This window comes from Steroidobacter gossypii, assembly GCF_016801985.1.
In the GTDB taxonomy this organism is placed as follows: domain Bacteria; phylum Pseudomonadota; class Gammaproteobacteria; order Steroidobacterales; family Steroidobacteraceae; genus Steroidobacter; species Steroidobacter gossypii.
Genome location: NZ_JAEVLS010000003.1, coordinates 269,961 through 293,092, shown reverse-complemented (window position 1 = coordinate 293,092; position 23,132 = coordinate 269,961). Strand labels below are relative to the sequence as shown.

Annotated in this window: 21 protein-coding genes; 10 read left to right on the top strand and 11 right to left on the bottom strand. The window is 62.4% G+C overall.

Annotated features, from left to right (window positions below; translation table 11 throughout):
- Window positions 1-2: 2 nt before the first annotated feature.
- Window positions 3-977 (top strand): type II secretion system F family protein, encoded by a 975-nt coding sequence (locus tag JM946_RS15185; protein WP_203168142.1) that lies wholly within the window; start codon window positions 3-5, stop codon window positions 975-977.
- A gap of 10 nt (window positions 978-987) precedes the next feature.
- A complete protein-coding gene (locus JM946_RS31280; RefSeq protein WP_203168141.1) occupies window positions 988-1,953 on the top strand; it encodes a type II secretion system F family protein in 966 nt (321 codons plus the stop codon).
- Here JM946_RS31280 and JM946_RS15175 read toward each other — a convergent pair whose 3' ends face one another.
- From JM946_RS15175 to JM946_RS15165, 3 genes are read right to left on the bottom strand one after another with little or no spacing between them, the layout of a single operon-like run.
- A complete protein-coding gene (locus JM946_RS15175; protein WP_203168140.1) occupies window positions 1,954-2,766 on the bottom strand; it encodes a 4'-phosphopantetheinyl transferase family protein in 813 nt (270 codons plus the stop codon).
- Window positions 2,763-3,539, bottom strand: coding sequence for a metallophosphoesterase (locus JM946_RS15170; RefSeq protein WP_203168139.1), 777 nt, complete (start codon window positions 3,537-3,539; stop codon window positions 2,763-2,765). The genes JM946_RS15175 and JM946_RS15170 overlap by 4 nt, the downstream gene beginning before the upstream one ends.
- Before the next feature lie 21 nt (window positions 3,540-3,560).
- The gene (locus JM946_RS15165; protein ID WP_203168620.1) at window positions 3,561-4,055 is read right to left on the bottom strand and encodes an SRPBCC domain-containing protein; all 495 of its coding nucleotides are present in this window, start codon (window positions 4,053-4,055) and stop codon (window positions 3,561-3,563) included.
- A gap of 208 nt (window positions 4,056-4,263) precedes the next feature.
- On the opposite strand from JM946_RS15165, the gene JM946_RS15160 reads away from it, so the two are divergent.
- Both JM946_RS15160 and JM946_RS15155 read left to right on the top strand, forming a co-directional pair.
- The gene (locus tag JM946_RS15160; RefSeq protein ID WP_203168138.1) at window positions 4,264-5,898 is read left to right on the top strand and encodes a catalase; all 1,635 of its coding nucleotides are present in this window, start codon (window positions 4,264-4,266) and stop codon (window positions 5,896-5,898) included.
- 95 nt (window positions 5,899-5,993) lie between these two features.
- Complete coding sequence (locus tag JM946_RS15155; protein WP_407700560.1) at window positions 5,994-6,773, top strand: FadR/GntR family transcriptional regulator; 780 nt, start codon at window positions 5,994-5,996, stop codon at window positions 6,771-6,773.
- A gap of 58 nt (window positions 6,774-6,831) precedes the next feature.
- Here JM946_RS15155 and JM946_RS15150 read toward each other — a convergent pair whose 3' ends face one another.
- From JM946_RS15150 to JM946_RS15135, 4 genes are all read right to left on the bottom strand, one after another.
- The gene (locus tag JM946_RS15150; protein WP_203168136.1) at window positions 6,832-9,537 is read right to left on the bottom strand and encodes a TonB-dependent receptor; all 2,706 of its coding nucleotides are present in this window, start codon (window positions 9,535-9,537) and stop codon (window positions 6,832-6,834) included.
- A 90-nt stretch (window positions 9,538-9,627) separates the two neighbouring features.
- Window positions 9,628-10,770: an endo-1,4-beta-xylanase gene (locus JM946_RS15145; RefSeq protein WP_203168135.1), complete on the bottom strand. Its 1,143-nt coding sequence runs from the start codon at window positions 10,768-10,770 to the stop codon at window positions 9,628-9,630.
- 32 nt (window positions 10,771-10,802) lie between these two features.
- On the bottom strand, window positions 10,803-11,978 hold the full coding sequence (locus JM946_RS15140; protein WP_203168134.1) for an aldose epimerase family protein: 1,176 nt from the start codon (window positions 11,976-11,978) through the stop codon (window positions 10,803-10,805).
- A gap of 17 nt (window positions 11,979-11,995) precedes the next feature.
- Window positions 11,996-13,795 carry an IlvD/Edd family dehydratase gene (locus tag JM946_RS15135; RefSeq protein ID WP_203168133.1) on the bottom strand — a complete coding sequence of 600 codons (1,800 nt, stop codon included), beginning with the start codon at window positions 13,793-13,795 and terminating at the stop codon, window positions 11,996-11,998.
- A 197-nt stretch (window positions 13,796-13,992) separates the two neighbouring features.
- On the opposite strand from JM946_RS15135, the gene JM946_RS15130 reads away from it, so the two are divergent.
- The 4 genes from JM946_RS15130 (at window position 13,993) to JM946_RS15115 (ending at window position 18,605) form a co-directional block, all read left to right on the top strand.
- Window positions 13,993-14,925 (top strand): Gfo/Idh/MocA family protein, encoded by a 933-nt coding sequence (locus tag JM946_RS15130; protein WP_203168132.1) that lies wholly within the window; start codon window positions 13,993-13,995, stop codon window positions 14,923-14,925.
- A 63-nt stretch (window positions 14,926-14,988) separates the two neighbouring features.
- Window positions 14,989-16,551: a sodium/sugar symporter gene (locus JM946_RS15125; RefSeq protein ID WP_203168131.1), complete on the top strand. Its 1,563-nt coding sequence runs from the start codon at window positions 14,989-14,991 to the stop codon at window positions 16,549-16,551.
- Window positions 16,552-16,671: 120 nt separating this feature from the next.
- Window positions 16,672-17,286 (top strand): hypothetical protein, encoded by a 615-nt coding sequence (locus JM946_RS15120; protein ID WP_203168130.1) that lies wholly within the window; start codon window positions 16,672-16,674, stop codon window positions 17,284-17,286.
- A gap of 122 nt (window positions 17,287-17,408) precedes the next feature.
- On the top strand, window positions 17,409-18,605 hold the full coding sequence (locus JM946_RS15115) for an amino acid aminotransferase (RefSeq protein ID WP_203168129.1): 1,197 nt from the start codon (window positions 17,409-17,411) through the stop codon (window positions 18,603-18,605).
- Between the two features lie 10 nt (window positions 18,606-18,615).
- Here JM946_RS15115 and JM946_RS15110 read toward each other — a convergent pair whose 3' ends face one another.
- The 3 genes from JM946_RS15110 to JM946_RS15100 form a co-directional block, all read right to left on the bottom strand.
- Window positions 18,616-19,032, bottom strand: coding sequence for an ExbD/TolR family protein (locus JM946_RS15110; RefSeq protein WP_203168128.1), 417 nt, complete (start codon window positions 19,030-19,032; stop codon window positions 18,616-18,618).
- A gap of 167 nt (window positions 19,033-19,199) precedes the next feature.
- Window positions 19,200-20,042, bottom strand: coding sequence for a class I SAM-dependent methyltransferase (locus JM946_RS15105; RefSeq protein WP_203168127.1), 843 nt, complete (start codon window positions 20,040-20,042; stop codon window positions 19,200-19,202).
- A 72-nt stretch (window positions 20,043-20,114) separates the two neighbouring features.
- On the bottom strand, window positions 20,115-20,300 hold the full coding sequence (locus JM946_RS15100) for a hypothetical protein (RefSeq protein WP_203168126.1): 186 nt from the start codon (window positions 20,298-20,300) through the stop codon (window positions 20,115-20,117).
- 149 nt (window positions 20,301-20,449) lie between these two features.
- Between JM946_RS15100 and JM946_RS15095 the strand changes: the two genes are divergently transcribed.
- A complete protein-coding gene (locus JM946_RS15095) occupies window positions 20,450-20,992 on the top strand; it encodes a PaaI family thioesterase (RefSeq protein ID WP_203168125.1) in 543 nt (180 codons plus the stop codon).
- On the opposite strand, the gene bla is transcribed toward JM946_RS15095, so the two are convergent.
- Window positions 20,883-21,788: a subclass B3 metallo-beta-lactamase gene (bla, locus tag JM946_RS15090; RefSeq protein WP_203168124.1), complete on the bottom strand. Its 906-nt coding sequence runs from the start codon at window positions 21,786-21,788 to the stop codon at window positions 20,883-20,885. The two genes, JM946_RS15095 and bla, sit on opposite strands and share 110 nt — an antisense overlap.
- 159 nt (window positions 21,789-21,947) lie before the next feature.
- On the opposite strand from bla, the gene JM946_RS15085 reads away from it, so the two are divergent.
- Window positions 21,948-23,126 carry an acyltransferase family protein gene (locus tag JM946_RS15085; RefSeq protein WP_203168123.1) on the top strand — a complete coding sequence of 393 codons (1,179 nt, stop codon included), beginning with the start codon at window positions 21,948-21,950 and terminating at the stop codon, window positions 23,124-23,126.
- Window positions 23,127-23,132: the final 6 nt, after the last annotated feature.

Below are 23,132 nucleotides of genomic sequence, written 5' to 3'. Positions count from 1 at the left end.
CTATGTCCAACGGCATCTGGCTGTTCGCATTGCTGGTGTTCTTCACCGTCGTGCTGTTGCTGCAGGGGACGGTGGTCCCAGTCTTCAGTGACTCGCGCAAGATGAACAAGCGCATCCAGGCGCGACTGCAACGGCTCGCCGAAGCCACCGGCGGTCTGGAATTCAACTCACTGCTGCGTGAGAAATATCTGCGAGATTTGTCCAGTTTCGAGCGCACCCTCGAAGCCCTGCCCGGTATGGGACGACTAGCGCACATCCTCGAGCAGGCAGGCCGCCAGACTCCCGCGTACCGGCTCGTCCTGTTTTCGTTCGGGTTGTCAGTGGGTGTCGCCATCGCGGCGTGGATCATGTCGCGATGGTGGCCGGTCGCAATCGCAGGCGCCGTGGTGGGTCTTGCCCTGCCCTACTTCCAAGTGCTACGCGCGCGAGCAAAGCGATTCATGCGCTTCGAGGAGCAGATGCCTGACGCCATCGACATGATCCAGCGTGCACTCAAGGCAGGACATCCTTTCGGCCAGTGTCTGAAGCTGGTTGCGGAAGACATGGAGGAGCCCATCTCGCGCGAGTTCGAAACGACGTTCGCGGATCTCAGCTATGGAAACGATCCACGGCGTGCGTTGTTTGGCTTGCTGCAGCGGGTGCCGAGCGTCTCCGTGACTGCTTTGATCACGGCGGTGATGGTGCAGCGTGAGACTGGCGGCAATCTCGCCGAGAACCTGGCGAAGATCAGCAGTGTGATTCGCGGTCGGTTTCGCTTTCAGCGACGCGTCAAAACGCTATCCGCCGAAGGGCGTTTATCGGGCTGGATTCTCTCGATGACTCCTCTCGTTCTGTTCGGGGTGCTGTGGCTGTTGTATCCGGACTATGTAGGACGACTCACTGGGCATCCAATGGGCTCGACGCTCATAGGCGGCGCGGTCGTGCTGGGCACGATCGGCGTGCTGTGGATTCGTCAGCTGGTACGCATCGAGGTGTGAGGAGGTCGCCGTGGACTCAGTGCTGGTTATTCTGCAGGATTTCCTAGGCGATGACGGCAGCTCCGGCATCCTACTCATCTTGCTCGCGGCAGCGGCTGCCTTCGCGTTGAGCATGGGATTGTCTGCGTTTGTTGTCGGTCTGCTCGATCCGGTGCGGCGACGCCTCGGACAACTTCGCTCCGGCGGAAACGAACGGCCGTCCACCACGGCAAGCATCGCTGACAGTCTGAGTGGTCTTGCTAATCTCGCCACACCTCGATCGGAGCGCGACCGCCTGCGCATAGACAATATGCTGCTGCATGCAGGTTATCGCTCTGCCAATGCGCGGACGTTGTACTTTGGCGTCAAAGCGTTGCTGGCGCTCATCTTGCCCGTTCTGGTGCTGGTCTGTTCGCCACTGCTTCCTACGCTGACCACCAATCAGTTGATGCTGTATGCCGCCGTTGCCGGTTACCTCGGCTGGCTAGCTTGCTCCATCTGGCTGGAAAGGCAGGTTGCCAAACGTCAGCGTGGTCTGCGCGCAGGGTTCCCTGATGCGCTGGACCTGTTGGTGGTGTGCGTCGAATCAGGCCTGGGCCTCGCACCGGCACTGCAACGGGTGGCGGACGAACTGGCCGTGAGTCACCCGGCACTCGCCGATGAGCTTGCGCTGGTCAACGCCGAAATGCGCGCCGGCGTGGAGCGCGGCCAAGCATTGAAGAATATGTCCGACCGCACCGGGCTCGACGATATTCGAGGTCTCACCTCGTTGCTGGTGCAAACCATGCGGTTCGGCACCAGCATTGCCGAGGCCTTGCGCGTGTACTCCGAGGAATTCCGTGACAAGCGTACCCAGGCGGCCGAGGAACAGGCGGCGAAGGTCGGCACCAAGATGATCTTTCCACTGGTGCTATGTTTGTTCCCGTCGTTCTTCCTGGTGGCCGTAGGTCCGGCGGTCGTTGCACTGATCGATGTATTTACCAAGTTCGGGCGTTAGTCAGAGCTCGCGGCATTCCGAGCTCTTCAGCACCTCCGCGTCCACCACCTCCTCCCCCACCATCGGCACCACCCGCCGAAGCGTCAGCGAAGGCCCCGGCCCTTCGCGACGCTCGGCGCACACGGCGAGCAGATATTCCGCCGTCGGCCGGTACTGCCAGAACCCCCAGCGACTGGCATCGTCGCCGAGCTGAGGATCGATCGCGATGTGCACGCCGCGTTCATGCGGGTAATGGAAACTGAACTGTCCCAACGGAATCGACAGGCCCATGCCGCGAGCCTTGATGTAAGACTCCTTGAAGGTCCAGTACTCGAAGAATCGATCCTGCTGCCGCTCCTTGGGCACCGTCGCGAGCTCCGCGACTTCCGGGGCGGCGAAGAAGCGATCGGCGATGTCCAAGGAGACTTCGCGAGTTCGAACGTTCTCGACGTCCACGCCCAGCTCGCGCCGATGCGTGACGCCGAGAGCGATGAGACCACGCGTGTGAGAGATATTGAAGCGCAGGCCGCATTCGGCGCTGCTGAAGTTGCAGATCTCCGGTCGACCGTAGCTGTTGTTGGAAAATCGCCAGGATCGAGGCTCGACAGAGGGAAGGTAGCGAGACAGAACAGTGCGAACCATCGCGCGCGTGACCAGATAGCGCCGCTGGTCATCGGGAAAATAGAAACGAAACTCCTTGCCGCGCTCCTCTTCGGTCAACAGCGCGCGATAGGCGGCGTGCAGGCTGGGATCGGAAATCTCGTTGTAATACGCCAGCCACACATCAATGTGCCGTTCGCTGGCGGCCAATGGGATCCGTGAAGGCTGTGTCATAGCTCGTCGATACAAAGAAGCCCGCGCGCGGCGATACGCTCCTCGCCGGGGTAGCCGAAGGCGTTGTTGATGTACGTTACACCGTCCAGCTCGATGCGGCGATTGATATGGCTGTGGCCATATACGTGCATGCTCGATCCCAGCGCGCGCAGCTGCCGCTCCAGGCGAGAGCTGCCCAGCACTGGGTCCAGCACACGATGGCTGCTCGAAACGTAGCTCGGCAACAGATCGATACGAGGCAGGAAGTGTGAAAAGGTGATGACCCGCGCCGCGCCCTGCACAGAGAGCGTGTTATTCAATCTGGTGAAGTGTGCGGCGACGTCCTCTGGCTGAAATCCCGCCGGCCAGCGGCAGGCGTGGAAGTCGGTCCAGAGATGGCGCAGCTCGTCGCTGGGCTGGCCGAATGAGTAGTCGTACCAGCCGAGCAGCGGCGCGATCAGGACGTTGCCATGCAGGTACGGTCGCATGCACACGCCGCTCTGCTCGGCGACCGCGACCACGTCGGCGTATTTCTGCAGCGAGGTGCGCTCAGATCGGTCGCCGGCCACCCATAATTCGTGATTGCCCGGCACGAACAGCACTTTGGCGAAGCGCTCGGCGAAGGCGCTCAAACACGAGGCGAGCTCCGGCAGCCTGTGAGTGATGTCACCCGCCAGGATCAGTAGATCGTGGCGATAGTCCTCGCGCGACAGGCTCTGCACCCAACGTGCATTCACCTCGTAGTCGACATGAACATCTGACAGCGCGAAAATCCGTGTTCGGCAATCGTTCATGGGCGTCCAATATGCGATCGATCACTCGCAGTAGCGCGCCAGATTCCCCAGCGACGACGCAAGGCCCGCCTGATGATCCTCCGCCCGAATTCCGGGCGGCGCGTGCTCACAACGAACCATGACGTGCGTGCCTGTGGCTACCGGCGTGAACGTCCAGGTGATCCGCATCTCGCCGGCGAAGGCGGGATCGTCGGACTCGAACTCGACAACTTGAACGATGCGTCGATCCTGTGCCAGTTCCACGAACCGTCCAGCGACCACATCCGAACGATCCGTGGTCTTGCCCAAAGCGCCCTGACCAGACTGCTCGTATGTCAGCACCATCCGATAGGTGCCGCCAACCCGCGGCTCGAACTGCTCGATGCGCCCTTTCATTCCCTCCGGCGGCAGCCATGAGATCAACGCTTGCGGGTCCATGTGAGCACGATACAGCGCCGCCGGCGTAGCAGCGATGATCCGGGAAGCCGCATCGATCCGGGCGTTACGGCGTTCGCCGGCCAGATCGAACTCGTGCATCGAACAGGCAGGCGAGCTGTACTCCCGCGGCTCGTCGTCGTCCTGGTTTTCGTGCGCTGTCATCTTCACCTACCCGTACTAGGCAGTCAGCGTACCTCATTGCTCAGTGCTGCGGCCAATGCGGACCGGCCTACAGGAACACTCATCGCAAGGCGCGGGTTACGTCGTCCCGTGCGATTCCGCACTGCTGACACCCGGAGTCCCCGCCATGAGCGAAGATCGCCGCATTCTCACGACCCGGCAAGGTCATCCCGTCACCGACAATCAGAGCCTCAGGTCGGTCGGCGAGCGCGGCCCCGCCACGCTGGAAAACTATCAGTTCATCGAGAAAATCACCCACTTCGATCGCGAGCGCATTCCCGAACGTGTGGTGCATGCCCGCGGCACGGGCGCGCATGGTTATTTCGAAGCCTACGGCAAGATTGGCAAGGAGCCGGCCTCGAAGTACACGCGTGCGAAGGTGCTGACGCAGACCGGCGTTCGCACGCCGGTGTTCGTTCGCTTCTCCACGGTGATCGGCGCGAAGGACTCTCCCGAGACCGCGCGTGACCCGCGCGGCTTCGCAATCAAATTCAAAACCGTGGATGGCAACTGGGACCTGGTCGGCAACAACCTCAAGATCTTTTTCATTCGCGACGCCATCAAATTCCCGGACATGATCCACGCATTCAAGCCCGATCCAGTCTCCAATCGCCAGGAGCCGTGGCGCTTCTACGACTTCGTGTCGCTGCATCCGGAGGCGCTGCACATGGTCACGTGGGTCAAGAGCCCATGGGGCATTCCAGCGAACTATCGGCAGATGGAAGGTTCGAGCGTGAATACATACAAGCTGGTGAACGAGCGCGGCGAAGCCGTGCTGTGCAAGTTCTCGTTCGAGCCCAAGCTGGGCGTCAAGAACCTCACCAGCGAACAGGCGGCCGAGATCCAGGCGCGCGACGTAGGCCATGCGACGCGCGACCTCTACGACGCCATCGATCGTGGCGAATTTCCGGAATGGGAAATGTGCGTGCAGATCATGGCGGACGGCGAACATCCGGAGCTCGACTTCGATCCGCTGGATGACACCAAGCGCTGGCCGGAAGATCAGTTCCCGTTGTTGCCGGTGGGCCGCCTGGTGCTCGACCGCAATCCCGCCAATGTGTTCGCGGAGACCGAGCAATCCGCGTTTGGCACCGGCGTGCTGGTCGACGGCATCGATTTTTCAGACGACAAGATGCTGCAGGGTCGCACGCTCTCCTACTCGGACACGCAGCGCTATCGCGTGGGGCCCAACTATCTGCAGTTGCCGGTGAACGCGCCGGCGCAGCCTGCCACCACCAATCAGCGCGACGGTCAGATGGCGTACGCCGTCGATGGCGGCGGCGAGAATCCGCATGTGAACTATGAACCCAGCTCAATGGGCGGCCTGCGCGAAGCGCCGCGCACCCCGCCCGACTATCACCAATATGTGGAAGGTCACCTGGGCCGTTATCAGACCACCAAGACCGCCGACGATTACAAACAAGCGGGCGAGCGCTATCGCACCTTCGAGGAGTGGGAGCGCAACGACCTGATCAACAACCTCGGCAACGATCTGAAACAGTGCCCGGAGCCCATCCAACTCCGTATGGTCTGGCACTTCTGGCATTGCGATCAGGACTACGGCACGCGAGTCGCCAAGGCCGCCGGGATCGATCTGGAGCGCGCCAAAGCCCTGCCGCCGCTCGAAGGCAAGCCGCGGCCGGGCCAGAATCGTCAGGGTCCGACGTATACCGACGGTTCACGTGAAGAACAGACGCCGCAAGCGAACATCGCCGCGCGCGGATCCAAGACCGCCACCGCCCAAGGCGCGCGTCACCGCTGATCGTTTCGAATCCATCGCGACGAGTGACGGGCGCCCTCGCGGCGCCCGTATCTCATCGTGCGTCACAAACGCGGGATGTGGTAATGTCGATTTATATGACGAATCAAGGGAAGTCAGTCGTCGCCGTGATCGATACCACTGCCGCGGGACAGCGGCCCAATCTGGGCAGAAACCTCACGCATGGCCTGCTCGATGCACTCGGCCGCGCAATCGTCATGGGCCAGTATGACAACGGCTCCTTCCCCACCGAGGCCGAGCTCGCGAAACAACACGGCGTGAGCCGCTCGGTGACGCGTGAAGCGGTGAAGATGCTGACGGCGAAGGGTCTGGTCAGCGCGCGCCCGCGCCAGGGAACCATCGTCGAGCCGCGCTCGTCGTGGAACCTGTTCGATACCGACGTGCTGCGCTGGCTGTTGAATCGCAAGTTTTCTTTGGATCTACTCGTACAATTCAACCAGCTGCGCATCGCCATCGAGCCCGAAGCGGCGGCGCTCGCTGCCACGCTGGCGGATGAGAGCGAGCTTGCCGCCATCAAGGCGGGGCTCGAGCGCATGAAAGCGGCCGAAAACGGCGCCGATCACATCCTGGAAGCCGACATCGCGTTTCACGTCGCCGTATTGAAAGGCTCGAAGAATCCGTTCTTCGCGCAGTTCCAGGACGTGGTGGGAACGGCGTTGCGCAGCTCCATCCAGTTCACCAACCGCATCAAGGGACATTCGGCAAGCATCCCGGACCACGCCGCGGTCGAACAGGCCATCGCCAAGCGACAGCCGGACAAGGCGCGAGCTGCGATGAAGAAGATCGTCAGCGACGTGCTCGAGCTGATCGACACCAACGAGCGCGAAGCGAAGCCCGCCAGGACGAAGCGCAAATAACTTCGTCCCGGCGGCAGAAGGCAAGCGACGAACATCCCGTCCGCCGCCGCCCAACGTCTTAGAACCTCGCGCGCAAGCTCACACCGAAGGTGCGCTCGTCATCTCGCACGTCGTGCGGGAATGCTTCGGTGCCGAAGAAGCTGTAGTACTTCGCTTGCGTAAGGTTGGTGCCGTCAACGCTCACCGTCACGTTGTCGGTCACGTCATAGCCGAGCGACAGATCCAGCCGACCGTTGTCACGCACGCCGTTGAACTGCGGGCCGCTGCCCACGGGCGATAGCAGACCCGCCAGCAGCGTCTCAGTGTACTCAGAGCGATGCGTGTAGATCAGGCGGCCGGTGATGCCGAACTGTTCGTACAGCAGACCCAGGTTGTAGCTGTACTTCGACACGCCCTGCAGCTCCCTGCCCTCCAGCGGATCGCCCTTGGTGGTGACTTCGCTGTCCGCCAGCGTGAAGTTCGCCATCGCGCCGAAGCCGCTCCAGAAGCCTGGCAGGAAATCGAAGAACGTCTGTCCCGCGATCTCGATGCCTTGCAACTCGGCCCCGCCCACGTTGCGCGGACGCGTGATGTTGTAGGTGATGCCGTCGATGGTCTCCGGCTCGATCGCGTCGATGATTCGATCTTTGATGTCGCGATAGTAGAGGCCAGCGGACACGTAGCTGCTGCGCGCAAAGTAATACTCGAGCGTGAGATCGACCGCGTCTGACTGCTGCGGCTTCAAATCCGAGTTGCCGCCAAAGCCGTTGGGTCGGATGTTGGCGTTGATCGGCACCTCGTACGTAAGACCCGGATTGAGATCCTCGAACGCCGGTCGCGCGAGCGTGCGAGCGGCCGTGAAGCGTAGCTGCAGATCGGGCGTGATGCGCAGTCGCGCGCTGAAGTTCGGCAGGAAGTCAGTATCGCTCACGTCGCTGTTCACCGGCGTCAGCACCTGTTCGCCCGTGCCTTCGTCGGTGACCAGTCCGGTGCCCGAGAGCTCACGATCGGTCCGGGTGAGACGGCCGCCCAGCAGACCGTCGAGCGACATGCCGTTGGCGAAGTCGAACTCATACTTGCCCTGCAGATACGCGGCATAGTTCTTCTCGTTGGCGTCGTAGTTGCGCGTGGGCGTGTATGCCGGATCGCCCGCCGGCGCGCCATAGATCGCTCGCAGCGCATCGGTCTGGTCGAGCAGGAAATCCCGATTCGGCGTCATCCAGCGCTGCCCGCCGTTGATATAGGAAATGCTCGAGCGCGAGCGCACCAGGAAGTTGTCGGGCAGGCCGACCGAGCTCACCAGCGTGGCGCGATTGCCGCCCGGCGCCGCCGGGCCGCCGGAGAACGCACGGAACTCCGAGTCGCGATCGGCGTACCGCACACCGAACTGGAGCTGGCTCAGCCAGCCGTCGAGGTCGTACGCGCCGTTGCCGGCGAATGCGAACTGCGTGCCGACCGCGTCGTTCAGATCCTGGAACAGGCTGTTGGCGAACAGGAAGCCGTTGGCGTCACCGAGCGGATTGCCGACCATGTTGGTGGTGCCGTGCTTGCCGGCATTGATGGTGACATCGACGGCGCTCGCCTGTTTGCCGATGTCGACGATGATGATGCGATTCTCGGTGTGCGAGCGCTGATAGGAAAGATCGCCGTCCAGGTGCCAGGCGCCGGAGTTCCAGCGCAGGCCGGTGGCGAACAGATATTGATCGGTGCCGCTGTCGCGCGCCTGGGTGCTGGTCATGACCGGGACGTTGTTGAAGCGGGCCGATTGGCCGATGCACAGATCCTGGCGGGTGTCGCCGCCGCCGAAGCCGGCATCGGTCACGTCGTAGGCGGCGCAACGATCCGTCGCGTTGACGTTGGTGACATTCTGCGCGGCGAAGATATCCGAGAAGATGAAGTCCGACTCCCAGCGCGACTCGTACTCGGTGTAGATGCCGTCCGCATACACCTCCAGCGCATCGGTCGGCCGCCACTGGAACGCCGCGTTGACCTGAGGACGCTGGTAGTCGCCGTACTGATTCAAGCCGCCGACGCAGGTCGGCAGGATCACGCCGGCTGCGCCCGGCGGGCCATTGGTGCCCGAGCGCGGATCGCAGTTGAACGATACGGGCCGATCGAAGTTGATGTCCGAATAGGAAACATTGAGCAGCGCGCCCATTTCGCCGTCGCCCGCCTGCCAGCGATTGCTGATCAGACCGCCGATGGTGCCGCTGAATTTGTCAACGTTGTCGCCATAGATGCCCCGCGTGTTGAGCGCACCGCTCCAGCCCGGCTCGAAATCGAACGGCTTGTGCAGCCGCAGATTGATCACGCCAGCCACGCCGCCTTCGATCAGGTTGGCGGTGTTGGATTTGAAAACATCCGCCCCCGCCAGCGCCTCGGCCGGCAGATCCTGGAAGGCGAAGCCGCGGCCCACGCCGGTGAAAATCTCGCGCCCGTCGAGGGTGGTGAGAATGTCCGGGATGCCGCGGATGATGGGATTGGCGATCTCGTTGTTGTCATTGACCGTCACCTGCACGCCAGGCACGCGCTGAAGCGCGGCCGCGGTGGTGTTGTCAGGAAACTTGCCGATATCGTCGGCGACGATGGAGTCGACCACCTGATCGGCGCTGCGCTTGATCTCGGCTGCCGCTTCGAGACTGGCCCGCAAGCCGACGACCACGACCTCCTCCACCGCGCCGGTCTCGGCTGTGGATTGAGCCGGCTCGGATTGCGCGTGGACCGCGCTCGTAGAACCCAACGCCAACGCGGCCGACCAGCGCAGGATGTTGCTTACCGTCTTCATGGAAATGCCCCCGACTCAATAGAATGTTCGATGTGAAATGAATGTCATGGCGACCGAAGCCGTCCTTGGCCTTGTCACCCGCTCGAGCCTTTATTGCGTCGCCGACTTGTTGCGCGGCTCACTGGTGAGCTGCTTGATCAGGTCGGTCTCGGCCTTGCGATACGGCGTGCCGTCGGCACGCAGGATGTCGTGGAACCACAGGATGGGCTCTTCCAACGTGTATGGCTTCTTCCAGGAATCCCAGGGGAAGCGCGTCTGGGTCTTACCGTCGACGAAGCCCCAGTTGAACATGGCCACGTTGTGCTTCTTGCCGAGCGGCAGCGTGTTGTCGAACGTCGAGCCATTGCCGCGCGCCATGTATTCCGTGCACAGCAACGGACGGCCATAGCCCTGCAGCTGCTTCACGCGGCGCTCGAACACTTCCGGCCAGCTATAGTCGTGGAACGAAATCACGTCCGACTGGGTGATCTGAATCTTCTCGATGGCGTTCAGCTTGTCGAGCGAAGACCAGTCATCGTGATGCCACACGCCGCTGGTCAGAGGCTGCGTGGGATTCTGCGAACGGGCCCAGTCGAACACCTGCGGCAGCAGCTTCTCGACATAGCCCTGCTTGCCCTGATGTTTCTTGTAGTTGCCGCCGCCGTCGTTGTCGGGCTCGTTCCACACGTCCCACGCGAGGATGCGCGAGTCCTTGGCGAACGCGCCGACGACGCCCTTCACATACTGTTCCAGCTTCGGATAGCCCGAGGCGTCTTCGAGACGCGCACGGCCGGGCGCCTGCACCCAACCGGAGTTGTGCACGCCGGGGATCGGCGGATGCTGCGGTCCCAGTTTCACTTCGGGATTCCAGCAGCTGTCGAACAGCACGAACATCGGCTTGATGCCGTGACGGGCCGCGATCTGCAGGAACTTCTCGATGCGCTGCTTGAAACCCTTGGCGTCCTGTTCCCACAGCAGGTTGTGCAGGTAGACGCGCATGGTGTTCATGCCCAGCTGACGCGCCCAGCCCAGTTCCTTGTCGATGGTGGCCGGATCGAACGTCTCGGCCTGCCACATCTCCAGCTGATTGATGGCGTTGGCGGGGATGTAGTTGGCGCCCACCAGCCAGGGCTGAGCGTTGTACCACTCGTGCGCCTTGACTTCGCTCCAGCGCTCGGCGGCGAACGCCGGCGAGAGCATCAAGAGCGCAACTTGTAGCAAGATGGCTGTGGCGATGGATTTGGTTCTAGTCATGAAGATCTCCTGCACTGACGATTACGCACGCTTCAGCGCGCACGCTCCCCGCTAACAAACAATCGATACACGATCACGTTCCGATAGGTGGCCCCGGGATCCAGGCGCGCCGAGCCGAGCTGCGGCTGATTCGGCGCATCCGGCGACACCTGCGGCTCGAGCACCAGAGCATCGCCCTGCCGATATGCCCGCCCGGATTTGCCGACCACCGTGCCATCGAGAAAGTTGCCCGAATAGAACTGCACCGCCGGCTGGTTGGACAGCAGTTCGAAACCGCGACCGCTGCCTGGCTCCTCGACCTTCGCCATCAGGCGCGGCTCCTTGGCCACATCGCGCGCGATCACGAAGTTATGGTCATAGCCTTTGCCGAACACGATCTGCGGATCGCTCGCCTCGCGCACTCGTGCGCCGATCGGCGTCGGCTGACGGAAGTCGAACACGGTGTTCGCCACCGGCTGCAACTTTCCGGTCGGGATCAACACCTCGTTCACCGGGGTATAGTGTTCGGCCGGAATGGTCAGCACGTGGCCCATCGCGCCGGCCGGTGCGCCCTCGCCCGCCAGATTCCAGTACGCATGATTGGTGATGTTTGCGATGGTCGGCCGATCGGTCGTGGCCGTGTACTCGATGCGCAGCTCGTTGGCTTCGTTCAACGAATAGGTGGCGAATACCGTCAGCGTTCCGGGATAACCCTGATCGCCATCCGGGCTCACGTAACGAAGACGCACCGATGCGGTGTCGCCGCGCTCGACCTTCACTACGTCCCATAGCACTTTGTCGAAGCCGCGCTCACCGCCATGTAACGCCTGGCCGTTGTTATTGCGGGGGGTCTGATAGCTCTTGCCATCGAGCGTGAAGCGTCCGTCCGCGAGTCGATTGGCGAAACGTCCCACGGTCGAGCCGAAATATTCCGGCTTTTTCAGATAACCCTCGAGCGAGGCATAGCCCAAGGTCACGTCCGCGAGCTTGCCATCGCGATCCGGCATCACTAGCGACTGCAACGCCGCGCCATACGTCATCACGCCGGCTTTGACGCCTTTGGCATTGCTGAGCGTGATGACTTCCACGGCTTTGCCATCCGGCAGCTTGCCGAAGGATGCGCGCGCATAATCGGCGGCGTGAGCGACACCGCCAGCGAGCGACATCGCACAAACCAAACTCAACGACACGGCCGACCGTGGCGTCACGTGCAGACACATTCTCGACATCAATCGTTCCCCGTGGATCAGTGGCTGTCGCGCAAGTTGTCGACGGTCTGGGCGAGCCGCTGATACTTCACCGCCAGCTCCAGCACCGCGCCGGTATCGAACTGTCCCGTCAAGGCGCGGTGAATCTCCTGCCAAGGCGTTTGCGAGGCCGGATAGCTCGGGCCCGCGGCTTCGGCTTCCTTGCGACGTTCGGCGAGAGTTTTGTCGTCGATGAGCACACGCACTTCACGACGCCGCAGATCGATGCGCACGCGATCGCCGGTGCGCAGCAGTGATAAGCCGCCGCCCACCGCCGCTTCCGGCGAGGCATTCAAGATCGATGGGGAGCCCGACGTACCCGACTGGCGGCCGTCGCCGATACAAGGCAAGGCGTCGACACCGGAGCGAATGAGCGCCGCGGGCGGCCGCATGTTCACGACTTCAGCGCCGCCCGGATAACCGATCGGGCCGGTGCCGCGAATCACCAGGATCGAACGCTCATTGATGCCCAGGGCTGGATCGTCGATGCGCGAGTGATAGTCCTCGGGACCGTCGAACACCACGACCTTGCCTTCGAACGCATCCGGATCGTTGGGATCCGACAAGTAACGTTGACGAAACTCGGGCGAGATCACGCTGGTCTTCATGATCGCGGAGTCGAACAGGTTGCCCCTGAGCACCGTGAGCCCCGCCTTCGGCTTCAACGGCTGCGAGTATGGGCGGATCACGTCTTCATCGAGGTTGCGGGCATTGGCGCAGTTCTCGCCGATGGTTTTGCCGTTGACCGTCATTGCGTTCTCGGCGATCAAACCCTCGCGCATCAACGTATTCACCACCGCCGGCACGCCGCCCGCGCGATAGAAATCTTCGCCGAGATACTCGCCGGCAGGCTGCAAGTTCACCAGCAGCGGCACATCGTGACCGTGTCGTTCCCAGTCATCGAGCGTGAGCTCCACGCCCACGTGACGAGCGATCGCGTTGAGATGAATGGGCGCGTTGGTCGAGCCGCCGATCGCGGAGTTCACGCGAATGGCGTTGAGAAACGCATCGCGCGTGAGGATGTCCGACGGCTTGCAGTCCTTGTTGACCAGATCGACGATGGTCAAGCCGGTGCGATAGGCGCATTCCTGCCGATCACGATACGGCGCCGGAATGGCGGCCGATCCCGGCAACGACATGCCGAGCGCCTCGGTCAACGAATTCATGGTGGTGGCCGTGCCCATGGTGTTGCAGAAACCGGTGGACGGCGCTGCCGAGGCGACCAGACGCACGAAGCCGTGATAATCGATTTCGCCGGCGGCGAGCATGCTGCGCGCCTTCCAGACGATGGTGCCCGAGCCCACGCGCTTGCCTTCATGGAAGCCGTTGAGCATCGGGCCGACCGACAAGGCGATGGCCGGAAGATTCACGGTGGCCGCGGCCATCAGGCAGGCCGGCGTCGTCTTGTCGCAGCCGATGGTCAACACCACGCCGTCGAGCGGATACCCGAACAGGATCTCGACCAGACTCAGGTACGCAAGATTGCGATCCAGGCCCGCGGTGGGCCGCTTGCCGGTTTCCTGAATGGGATGGATGGGAAATTCCAGCGGGATGCCGCCCGCTTCGCGAATGCCCGCCTTGACGCGCTCGGCCAGGATCAGGTGCTGACGGTTGCAGGGCGCAAGATCGCTGCCGGTCTGCGCGATGCCGATGATGGGCCGGTCGCTCTGCAACTCCTCCATGGACAGCCCGTAGTTGAGGTACTTCTCGATGTACAGGGCCGTCATGTCCGGATTGGCCGGATTGTCGAACCACTGCCGCGAGCGCAATTTCCGCCGAGCTTCACCACGATCAGTCATGCAAATCCCCTGTACCCCGAAGCGATGCCCCGGGCCGACCCGGGGCGCGCGACCTCGCTGTTGCTATTGGCGATGTCACGGTCTATAAAGCCTATATATCATATAAATCAGCCTTGCCACGACGAAGATAGCCGCATGCGTCGCTAAATGCCAGCGCCGCGGCTTCCGACGGGCCCGAAGACGTGAGAGGAATACAGGTGGGAGCCACTGCGAAACGATTGGCGCTCGTGGGTGTAGGCAAGATCGCGCGCGGTCAGCATTTGCCGGCGCTGGCCGGCAGCGAGGGCTTCGAGCTGGTCGCGGCCGTCAACCGCGATGGGCCGATTGCCGGCCTGTCCAGCTTCGCGGATCTGCAATCGATGCTCGAGTCCGGCATTGAGGTCGATGCGGTCTCACTATGCACTCCGCCCGCCTGCCGTTATGAGCTGGCTCGCATGGCCCTCGATGCGGGGCTGCATGTGATGCTGGAGAAACCTCCCGCAGCGACCGTGACGGAAGTTCACGATCTGGAAGCTCGGGCTCGTCAGCGCGGCCGAACATTATTCACGACATGGCATTCACGCGAGGCCGGCGGCGTCGAGCCGGCGCGCGCCTGGCTCAGCGAGCGCGTGATCGAAAGCGTCAGCGTTACCTGGAAAGAAGACATCCGAGTGTGGCATCCCGGCCAGGACTGGATTCTGCAAGCGGGCGGCATGGGCGTGTTCGATCCAGGAATCAATGCACTGTCTATCCTCACGCGCATTCTGCCCGGCCGGTTGACATTGGAGTCGGCTTCGCTCGACTTCCCCAACAATTGTCAGTCGCCGATCGCCGCTGAAATGGTTCTGTCGCATGCCGGCGCGGCGCGGGTGGCGGCATCGCTCGATTTCCTTTATACCGGCACGCCGTGCTGGAACATCGAAGTGCGCACCGACCGGGAAACATTGCTGCTCACCGAGGGCGGACACCGCATGTTCATCGATGAAACGCCGCACCTTGCCGGCAGCGATCAGGAATATGCGCGGCTCTACCGGCGGTTTTCGGATCTCATTGCGACCGGAGCGTGCGACGTGGACTGCCGACCTTTGCGACTGGTCGAGGATGCATTGATGCTCGGCCGCCGTCACGAACGAGCCGCTTTTCATTTCTAGCCTTCGGATGCGGCCATTCTCAGGTACGGCCATACTTTAGACACGGATTAGAGAACAACAGACATGCAGCTCGCCACGCTCGATCTGGTCATCATCGTCATCTATGCCATCGGTCTGTTCGCACTGGCGCAGTGGGTGTCGCGGGAGCGCGGCGGTCGTGAGAAAGATTCGGCCGAGTACTTCCTGGCCTCCAAGACCCTGCCCTGGTGGGCCATTGGCGCTTCGCTGATCGCCGCCAATATCTCCGCCGAGCAGATCGTCGGCATGTCCGGCTCGGGCTATGCGATCGGCCTGGCCATCGCCTCCTACGAGTGGATGGCGGCATTGACGCTGATCATCGTCGGCAAATGGTTCCTGCCGATCTTCCTGAAGAACGAGATCTACACCATGCCGCAGTTTCTCGAACAGCGGTACGGCACGCGCATTCGCACGCTGATGGCCATCTTCTGGCTCGGCCTGTATATTTTCGTGAATCTCACTTCCATCCTGTGGCTGGGCTCGATCGCCATGGCCAAGGTGACCGGCGCCGATCAGAGCATGGCGCTCGTGGGGCTTGGTCTTTTCGCCCTCGTGTATCAGCTGCGCGGCGGTCTGCGAGCGGTGGCGATGACCGACATCGTCCAAGTGTCGCTGCTGGTGTTGGGCGGTCTGCTGGTTTCGTGGCTCACGTTGAATGAAATCAGCGGCGGCACCGGTGTGGTCGCTGGCTTCTCGACCCTGCTCGAGCGCGTACCGGGGCACTTCGAGATGATCCTCGACTCGGCGCATCCGTACTACAAGGATCTGCCCGGCCTGTCGGTGCTGATCGGCGGCATGTGGATCGCCAATCTCAGCTACTGGGGCTTCAACCAATACATCATTCAGCGCGCGCTTGCGGCCAAGAGCCTGCGGGAAGCGCAGAAAGGCGTGATGTTCGCGGCCTATCTGAAGCTGCTGATGCCCGTCATCATCGTGCTGCCCGGCATTGCCGCGGTGATCCTGGCGCCGGATCTGGCCAAGCCGGACGAAGCGTATCCGACCATGATGCGGCTGCTGCCGACTGGCATCGCCGGCCTGGTGTTCGCGGCGCTGATCGCCGCGATCATTGCCTCGACCGCCTCCAAGATCAATTCCATCGCGACCATCTTCACCCTGGATATTTATAACAAGCTCGGTGAGCCCAAGCCCGAGAAGCAGTTGGTGCTGGTGGGTCGCATCACCGCGGTGGCGTCGATCCTGCTTGCGATCGTCACGGCTCGCCCGCTGCTCGGCAGCTTCGATCAGGCGTTTCAGTATATTCAGGAGTACACCGGGTTCTTCACGCCCGGCATCGTCGTGATCTTCATGCTCGGCCTGTTCTGGAAACGCGCCACCGAAGCCGGCGCGCTCGCCGCCACCATCGGCTCCTTCGTGTTGTCCATCGCCCTCAAGGCGCTGTGGCCGTCGCTGCCCTTCATGAACCGCATGGCCCTCGTGTTCGTGCTGGCTCTCGCGCTCGCCGTCGTGTTCTCCATCAAGCAGCCGGCCACCGCGGGCTCGAATCGCGTCAACACCGCCGATGTCACGTACGGCACCTCGGCAAGCTTCAACATGTGCTCCTTCGGCGTGATCGCGATCCTGACCGCGCTCTACACCATCTGGTGGTAATTTCCCTCAGGAACTCCAGGCGACGTGCTTCGTTCATCGCGAGCGAAGCCTGGAGTATCCGCTGTGAAAACATCCCTATGGATTGCGCTGTGCGTTACAGCGTTCGGTACATGTACAGCAATGAGCGCCGCGGTCGCGCAAGAAGGTCGTTGGAGCGTAGGTGTCACAGGCGGCACGCTCGGCGTGGGGCCGCAGGTGTCGTTCCGGCCCAATGAGCACTTGGGCATTCGCGCCAACGCTGGGTTTCTGACGGTTTCGCGCGATGAGGAAGTGGACGAGATCGAGTACGACGGCGACCTCGAACTGAGTTCCTTCGGCGCCATGCTGGATTGGTATCCGCTCGGCGGCGGGTTTCGGATTTCGATCGGCGGCCGGGCGAACGACAACGAGGTGGATCTGACCGGCGCGCCCTCCAGCAGCGTGACCATCGGCGATACCACATACACGCCGCAACAGATCGGCACGCTGACGGGCACCGTGACCACCGATGATTTCACACCGGCGCTCAGCATTGGCTACGGAGGCACGCTCGCCAAAGGATTGACGTTCGGCGCCGAGCTGGGTGTGCTCTGGCAAGGCGAGCCTACCATCGAGAACTTGCGCGGCACCGGGCTGCTCGCCAACGCACCACAATTCGAGGCTGACATCGAACGTGAGGAAAGTCGCATCGAGGACGAGCTCGATGACTACGAGCTCTGGCCTATTCTGCAACTCAAGCTGTCGTACCGCTTCTAGAACCATCGCGAGTCGGACTTCGCGCGGTCCCCGGCGCGTCGGCGGTGGCTTAGCCGCCTGCCGCCGATTAAGATAGCCGCCCCATCCCGGTGCGACTCGCGCCGATTTGACGGAGTCTTCCCTTGTTCGACAGTTTGCAGGCGCTTCCCGAGGACCCCATCCTGGGCTTGATGGCGGCTTTCCGAGCCGACCCCGCCTCTCGAAAAATCGACCTCGGCGTCGGGGTTTACAAGGATGAGCATGGCAAAACTCCGGTGCTGGCCGCGGTGCGCGCCGCCGAGCAGGCGGTGCTGGCGGATCAGCAGACCAAGACTTATGTCGGCCCGGGCGGCAACGACCAATTCAATGCGTTGATGACCGAGCTCATTCTGGGCAAGCAGCACACTGCTCTGACGAGCCGCCGCGTCCGCGGCGTTCAGGCGCCGGGCGGCTGTGGAGCATTGCGTCTGGGCGCCGAGTTGCTGATCGCCACCGGTTCGCGCCCGACCGTGCACGTGAGCGATCCGACTTGGGCCAATCATGTGCCGCTGTTGAGCGGCGCGGGCCTGAAGCTGGAAAGTTATCCCTATTTCGATGCGCGCACCGGCGCGGTCCGGTTCGACGCCATGCTCGAGCGCCTCGATGCGCTGCCAGCGGGAGATGTCGTGCTCCTGCACGGCTGCTGTCACAACCCGACCGGCGCGGACTTGTCGATGGAGCAATGGCGCAAGGTGGCGGACGTTCTGCTGCAACGTCGTCTGATTCCATATGTCGACATCGCCTATCAGGGGCTCGGTGAAGGCATCGAGCAGGATGCCGAAGGCGCACGTTTGATCGCTGCGACGGTGCCGGAAGCTCTGGTGGCGGTGTCGTGCTCGAAGAACTTTGGTTTGTATCGCGAACGCGTCGGTCTACTGATGGTGCTCGCGGAGAACGAAGCTCAGGCGAACGCCTCGGCCAGCCACCTGCGCAAGATCGCTCGCGGCATTTATTCCATGCCGCCGGATCATGGCGCCGCCATCGTCGCGCGCATCCTGAGCGAGGCCAAGTTCAACGCCGACTGGCGCAACGAGCTCGACGCCATGCGCAATCGCATGCTGAAGCTGCGCCACACCTTCGCAGCGGCGCTGACCAAGACCTGCAACGCCGAAGTCGGCACCGCGATCGACCGGCAGCGTGGCATGTTCTCGATGCTGCCGCTGACGCCCGAAGCCGTCGACACGCTGCGCGAGAAACATCACATCTACATGACTCGCGACGGTCGCATCAACATCGCCGGCATCAGCCTGGAATCGATCGACTATCTCGCCGAAGCCGTCGGCTCGGTGTTCCGCCGCTAAGCCTCGCCGATCAAGGTAGGTACTGTTCCTGCCCGGCGAAGCCGATGCGCTGAATGCCATGGCGCTGGGCCATGCCGAGCACCTGCGCGACATCATCGTACTTGGCGCGCTTGTCCGGCCGCACGTGGAGCTCGGCTTGGTTGGGCTTGCCAGCCTCGGCGCGGAAGTACTGCTCCAACTGCTCGAGGTTCGACACCGTCGCGCCATTCCATACGATGGTGCCGTCGTAGTCGATGAACAGATTGATGGCCTCTCGTGCGGCGGTACTACCCGGCCCCTGAGGCAAGTCCAGATCGATGTTATTCGTCATCACCGGAAGGGTGATGATGAACATGATCAGCAACACGAGCATGACATCGATCAGCGGCGTGGTGTTCATATCCACCATCGGTTCGCCGCTGCCAGCGGAGGAAACACTCATCGCCATGGACGTAACTCCCTCTTCGGAAGCTATCGACTCGAGCCGAGGTTCGCTGTTGCAATGGAAGGTAGCGCACACCACGGCAGCGTCGATCTCCGTACAAGCCACCGAGTGCGATACTGAACCTTCCTATGTGGCGCCGGTCTCCAATTGTTCTCCCTGTTCGATTGTTATCAATGGACGCGTATCGCTTTCACCAGCCAGCAGGCCATGTTGAAACGCGCGACGCCGTTCTGAACATATGACTCGAAAGCGGTGTGCACCACCTTCGAGACACCGGCGCGAGTCGCTTCGTCCACTTCTCTCAAGGCAACGCCGACCGGTCCGAGTTTCGTGGCATAAGCGAGCAAGTCGTTCTCGGCAATAACTCCTTCGATATCGATGGGGCGCACTTCGATGTCGCTCCATCCGCTGCTCGCCAGGATCTGTCGGACGCGATCGCCATCCGCAAACGCGAACTGTCCTGGGGCTCGCGGATCCGCCGTAGGCATATTGGGTAACATCGGCTCGGCCGCCCGCCTCGCGGTCGTCATGAATGGATTCTCGGCGGGACTTCGCCACGCGACGAAAGCGAGCTTGCCCGCGTTTGTCACAGCGCGGCGGATGTTGGCGAACGCCGCCTCGGGATCGTCGAAGAACATCACGCCAAAACGTGAGATCACCGCATCGAAGCTGCCCGGCTCGAAAGCATGAGTTTGCGCATCGGCTTGTATGAACGCCGCCGTGCTGATCTGCTCGGCAGTGGCCGCCGCCTTGGCTGCGCTCAGCAGAGGTTCCGAGATATCGACGCCGACACACCGACCCTTCGGCCCGAGGCGCCTGGCCATCGCAAGCGTCGTCGCACCCGCCCCACAACCGATGTCGAGCACTCGCCCGCCCTCGCCCGGCGACCCTTCATTCACGAGCAACGCAGCAAACGGCTCGAGCAGCCGATCCAGCACGCTCTGCAATTCCACCCAGGTTCGCCCGGACGCCTCATTCCATAGCGCAACCTGATCTTGATTCGCCCCGCTCATACCTCGTCTCCTTCCGCCTGCCTGTGGCCCACGGCCGCACTTTACAAGCTCAAGTCGACTTGAGGTCAAGGATCACACGCCCTGTGCGGTGTCCGCGGTGGCGTGGTTCGATGGAGCGGTCGGATCGCCACGAAACGCAGGCAGAGGATCGCTGGCGGGGAACGACTGCTCGAGCGCGGTGTCGAGCCAATCGTTCAAAAGAGCGGTCTCGTCCTGGGCCGGCCGCTCGTCGGCAGGTGCTTGACTGCTGGCGTTCATTGGAAACCTCGAAAGAGTGTGAAGGCTACGCCACTCTGCTCAAGCCCTTCTAGGACTGACGTGCGCCGAGGTCCATGGGTGTGAAGCGCCGTCACGGCCTGTAGACTGGCACGCCCGCACCAGGACGACGGCTGACCCAAGAACGCCCGATGACACTCTGGAATCGCCCCTACACCACCGCCGAGCTCGATGAGTTGCAGGGCTCATCCGCTGCCGGCCAGCTCGGCATGTCGTTCACCGCGATCGGGCCGGACTGGGTGGAGGCGAAGTTGCCATTGCATGCCAAGACCATCGACGAGCATGGCAACATGCACGGCGGAGCGTTGTCGATTCTCGCCGAGACGATCGGCAGCACGGCGGCGACGATGGCCATCGACACGTCGGTGAATCGCGTGGTCGGTCAGACGCTCAACGTGTATCACACGCATCGATCATCGGCCGGCCCCATGATCGCCCGCTGCCACAATGTTTCTATCAACGAGCGTACGCACGTGTGGCGTATCGACATTCACGACGCCGACCATCGGCTGGTCAGCTTTGCCCTGCTGACCATGGCCGTGATCGAAGCCGCCGTTGCGCTTGCTAGGATGACTTGTTGGGACTCCGGGCGGACTGGCGCTCTTTCTCCAGCCGCTGGTCAAGATACTGCTTCGCTTCCGCGGCGGAACGCTTGCACGCCGAAGGATCGATGAGCCGCGCGCGATCGCCTTTACCCTGCTCGTCGAACACCGACCATAGCCCCGTCCGCTCGGGATGAGCGGCGATCAAAATGTCACACGGTGTGGCTGTGATGGCGGCGATGCTGGCAGTCAAATCCGCCGCCGCATTTGGATACCGTGGATCGCCACTGAACTTGAATGAATCGTCCGAGACCGCGGTCAAGCTATCGCCGTAGACGATGTTCAAACATCGCGCTGCCTCGCACGCCTGCCAGCGCCACGACGTGCCGCCAGGCGTGTGACCCGGTGTGTGAATCACGTTGAACCGCACGCCGCCGACTTCGATCGACTCGCGCGATCCGAGCGCTTCGACGTTCTCCGCCCCAGGATAATGAATCGGATATCCGACTTGCGGATCGCTGGGATCTAGCTTGCCGGTGCGCAATGCGTTCACGGCCTTGTCGCTGGCGATGACCTTGGCGCCACTCAGCTTCTGCAGCTCGGCGATGCCGCCGGCATGATCATAGTGAACGTGTGAGTTCAGAATGACCTTCACGTCGCTCATCTTGAAGCCCAGCTGCTCCACATGCCTTGCGATCAGCGGCGCGGACTGAGGCAGCGCGCCATCGATCAGCACATGTCCGCCGGGCGTCGTGATCAGCACCGAGCTCAAGCCGTGCGTGCCGACGAAGTACGTGTTGCCGAAGATCTGGAATGGCGCCTGGTCGCGATTCCACTTTTCACACTGCGTGCAATCGATCGACGCCGCGCCGGCGGCTTGGACCAGCAATGCTAACGATACGACACCCGTCGCCCAGCGACCCTGCATGCTCGTTCCCTCCGTAATTTCTGCAAAGGCCGGCAGCATAGCTGCAGGTTGCAGCGGACATCATGATCAATTGTGGCAGCCGGTTGTTCGTGAACTGCGACAGGCCGACTGAAGCGGCCGCGCCGTGCATACTGTCGCGCTTTCCGGGTTTCGCTGCGAATGAAAGTTCAACAAGCTCAATACGTCCCAGGACTGGACCTGCTGCGATTCTTCGCCGCATGCATCGTGATGATCTTTCATCTGGTGTTCTGGTCGTGGGCCTTCCCCGCCGGACAAGTGGCCATCGCCTCACACGGGGTGGCGAATTTCCACGACTGGACCACCTTCGCGCCCTTCGGCTGGGCCGGCGTGCAGATCTTTTTTGTGATCTCCGGATTCGTCATCGTAGTGTCCGCGGAACGCAGCACTCCGTTCAAATTCTTCGTGAGCCGCTTCACCCGGCTCGTGCCGGGCGTGTGGGTCTGCGCGACCATCACGCTGCTCGCCTGGCTGCTCATCGACGCCAACACTCGTCCGCTGTCGCTGCTCGCGATGTACGTGCGCAGCGTAGCGTTCTTTCCGCAAGGCGCGTGGATCGACAGCGTGTACTGGACGCTCGGCGTGGAGATCTGCTTCTACCTGCTGGTGCTCGCGCTGCTGTTCACCGAGCGTCGACGCTTGATCCAGCCCATCATGTGCGGCGTCGGCCTGGCGAGCACGCTGTTCTGGATCGGCTTCACGGTGGCCGGCATGGACCGACACAGCGCCCCGTTTGAACTGTTCAGCGACGTGCAATGGTCGCGCTGGGCGCAACTGACATTGCTCCAGCACGGCGTGTTCTTCGCATTTGGCGTGCTGCTATGGTCTCGCCTGGTGCAGCAGCCCTCGCGCCGCCTGACCGCATGGCTGGTGCTATTCGCCATCGGCGGCTGTTTGCAGATCGCAGGCGAGAACTCGCTCAAGCTGGAGAAGACGGGCGTCGAGTTCTCTCCCCTGCTGCCCTGCGCGATGTGGCTCGGCGCCATGGCGTTCTTCTGCCTGGTCGTCACCAACAACGCGAAGATCCAGCAGTTGCCGATCTGGTGCCTGCAGCTGTTGCGACGACTCGGGCTGATGACGTATCCGCTCTATCTGCTGCACAACGTGACTGGCGGAGCACTGATGGGCGCCTTCGTCGACTGGGGCGCATCGACGCCCACTGCCTTATGCATGGCGGTCGCCATGGTGATGGCGCTGAGCTGGTGGATTTCCAAAGTGCCCGAACCTGCCCTCCAGAAATCCACCCGCGCGCTGTTCGATATGCTGCAAACTCGCTGGCAGACCTCCGACAGAGCCGAAGGAGTCCGACGCGCCGGTTGACGGCCC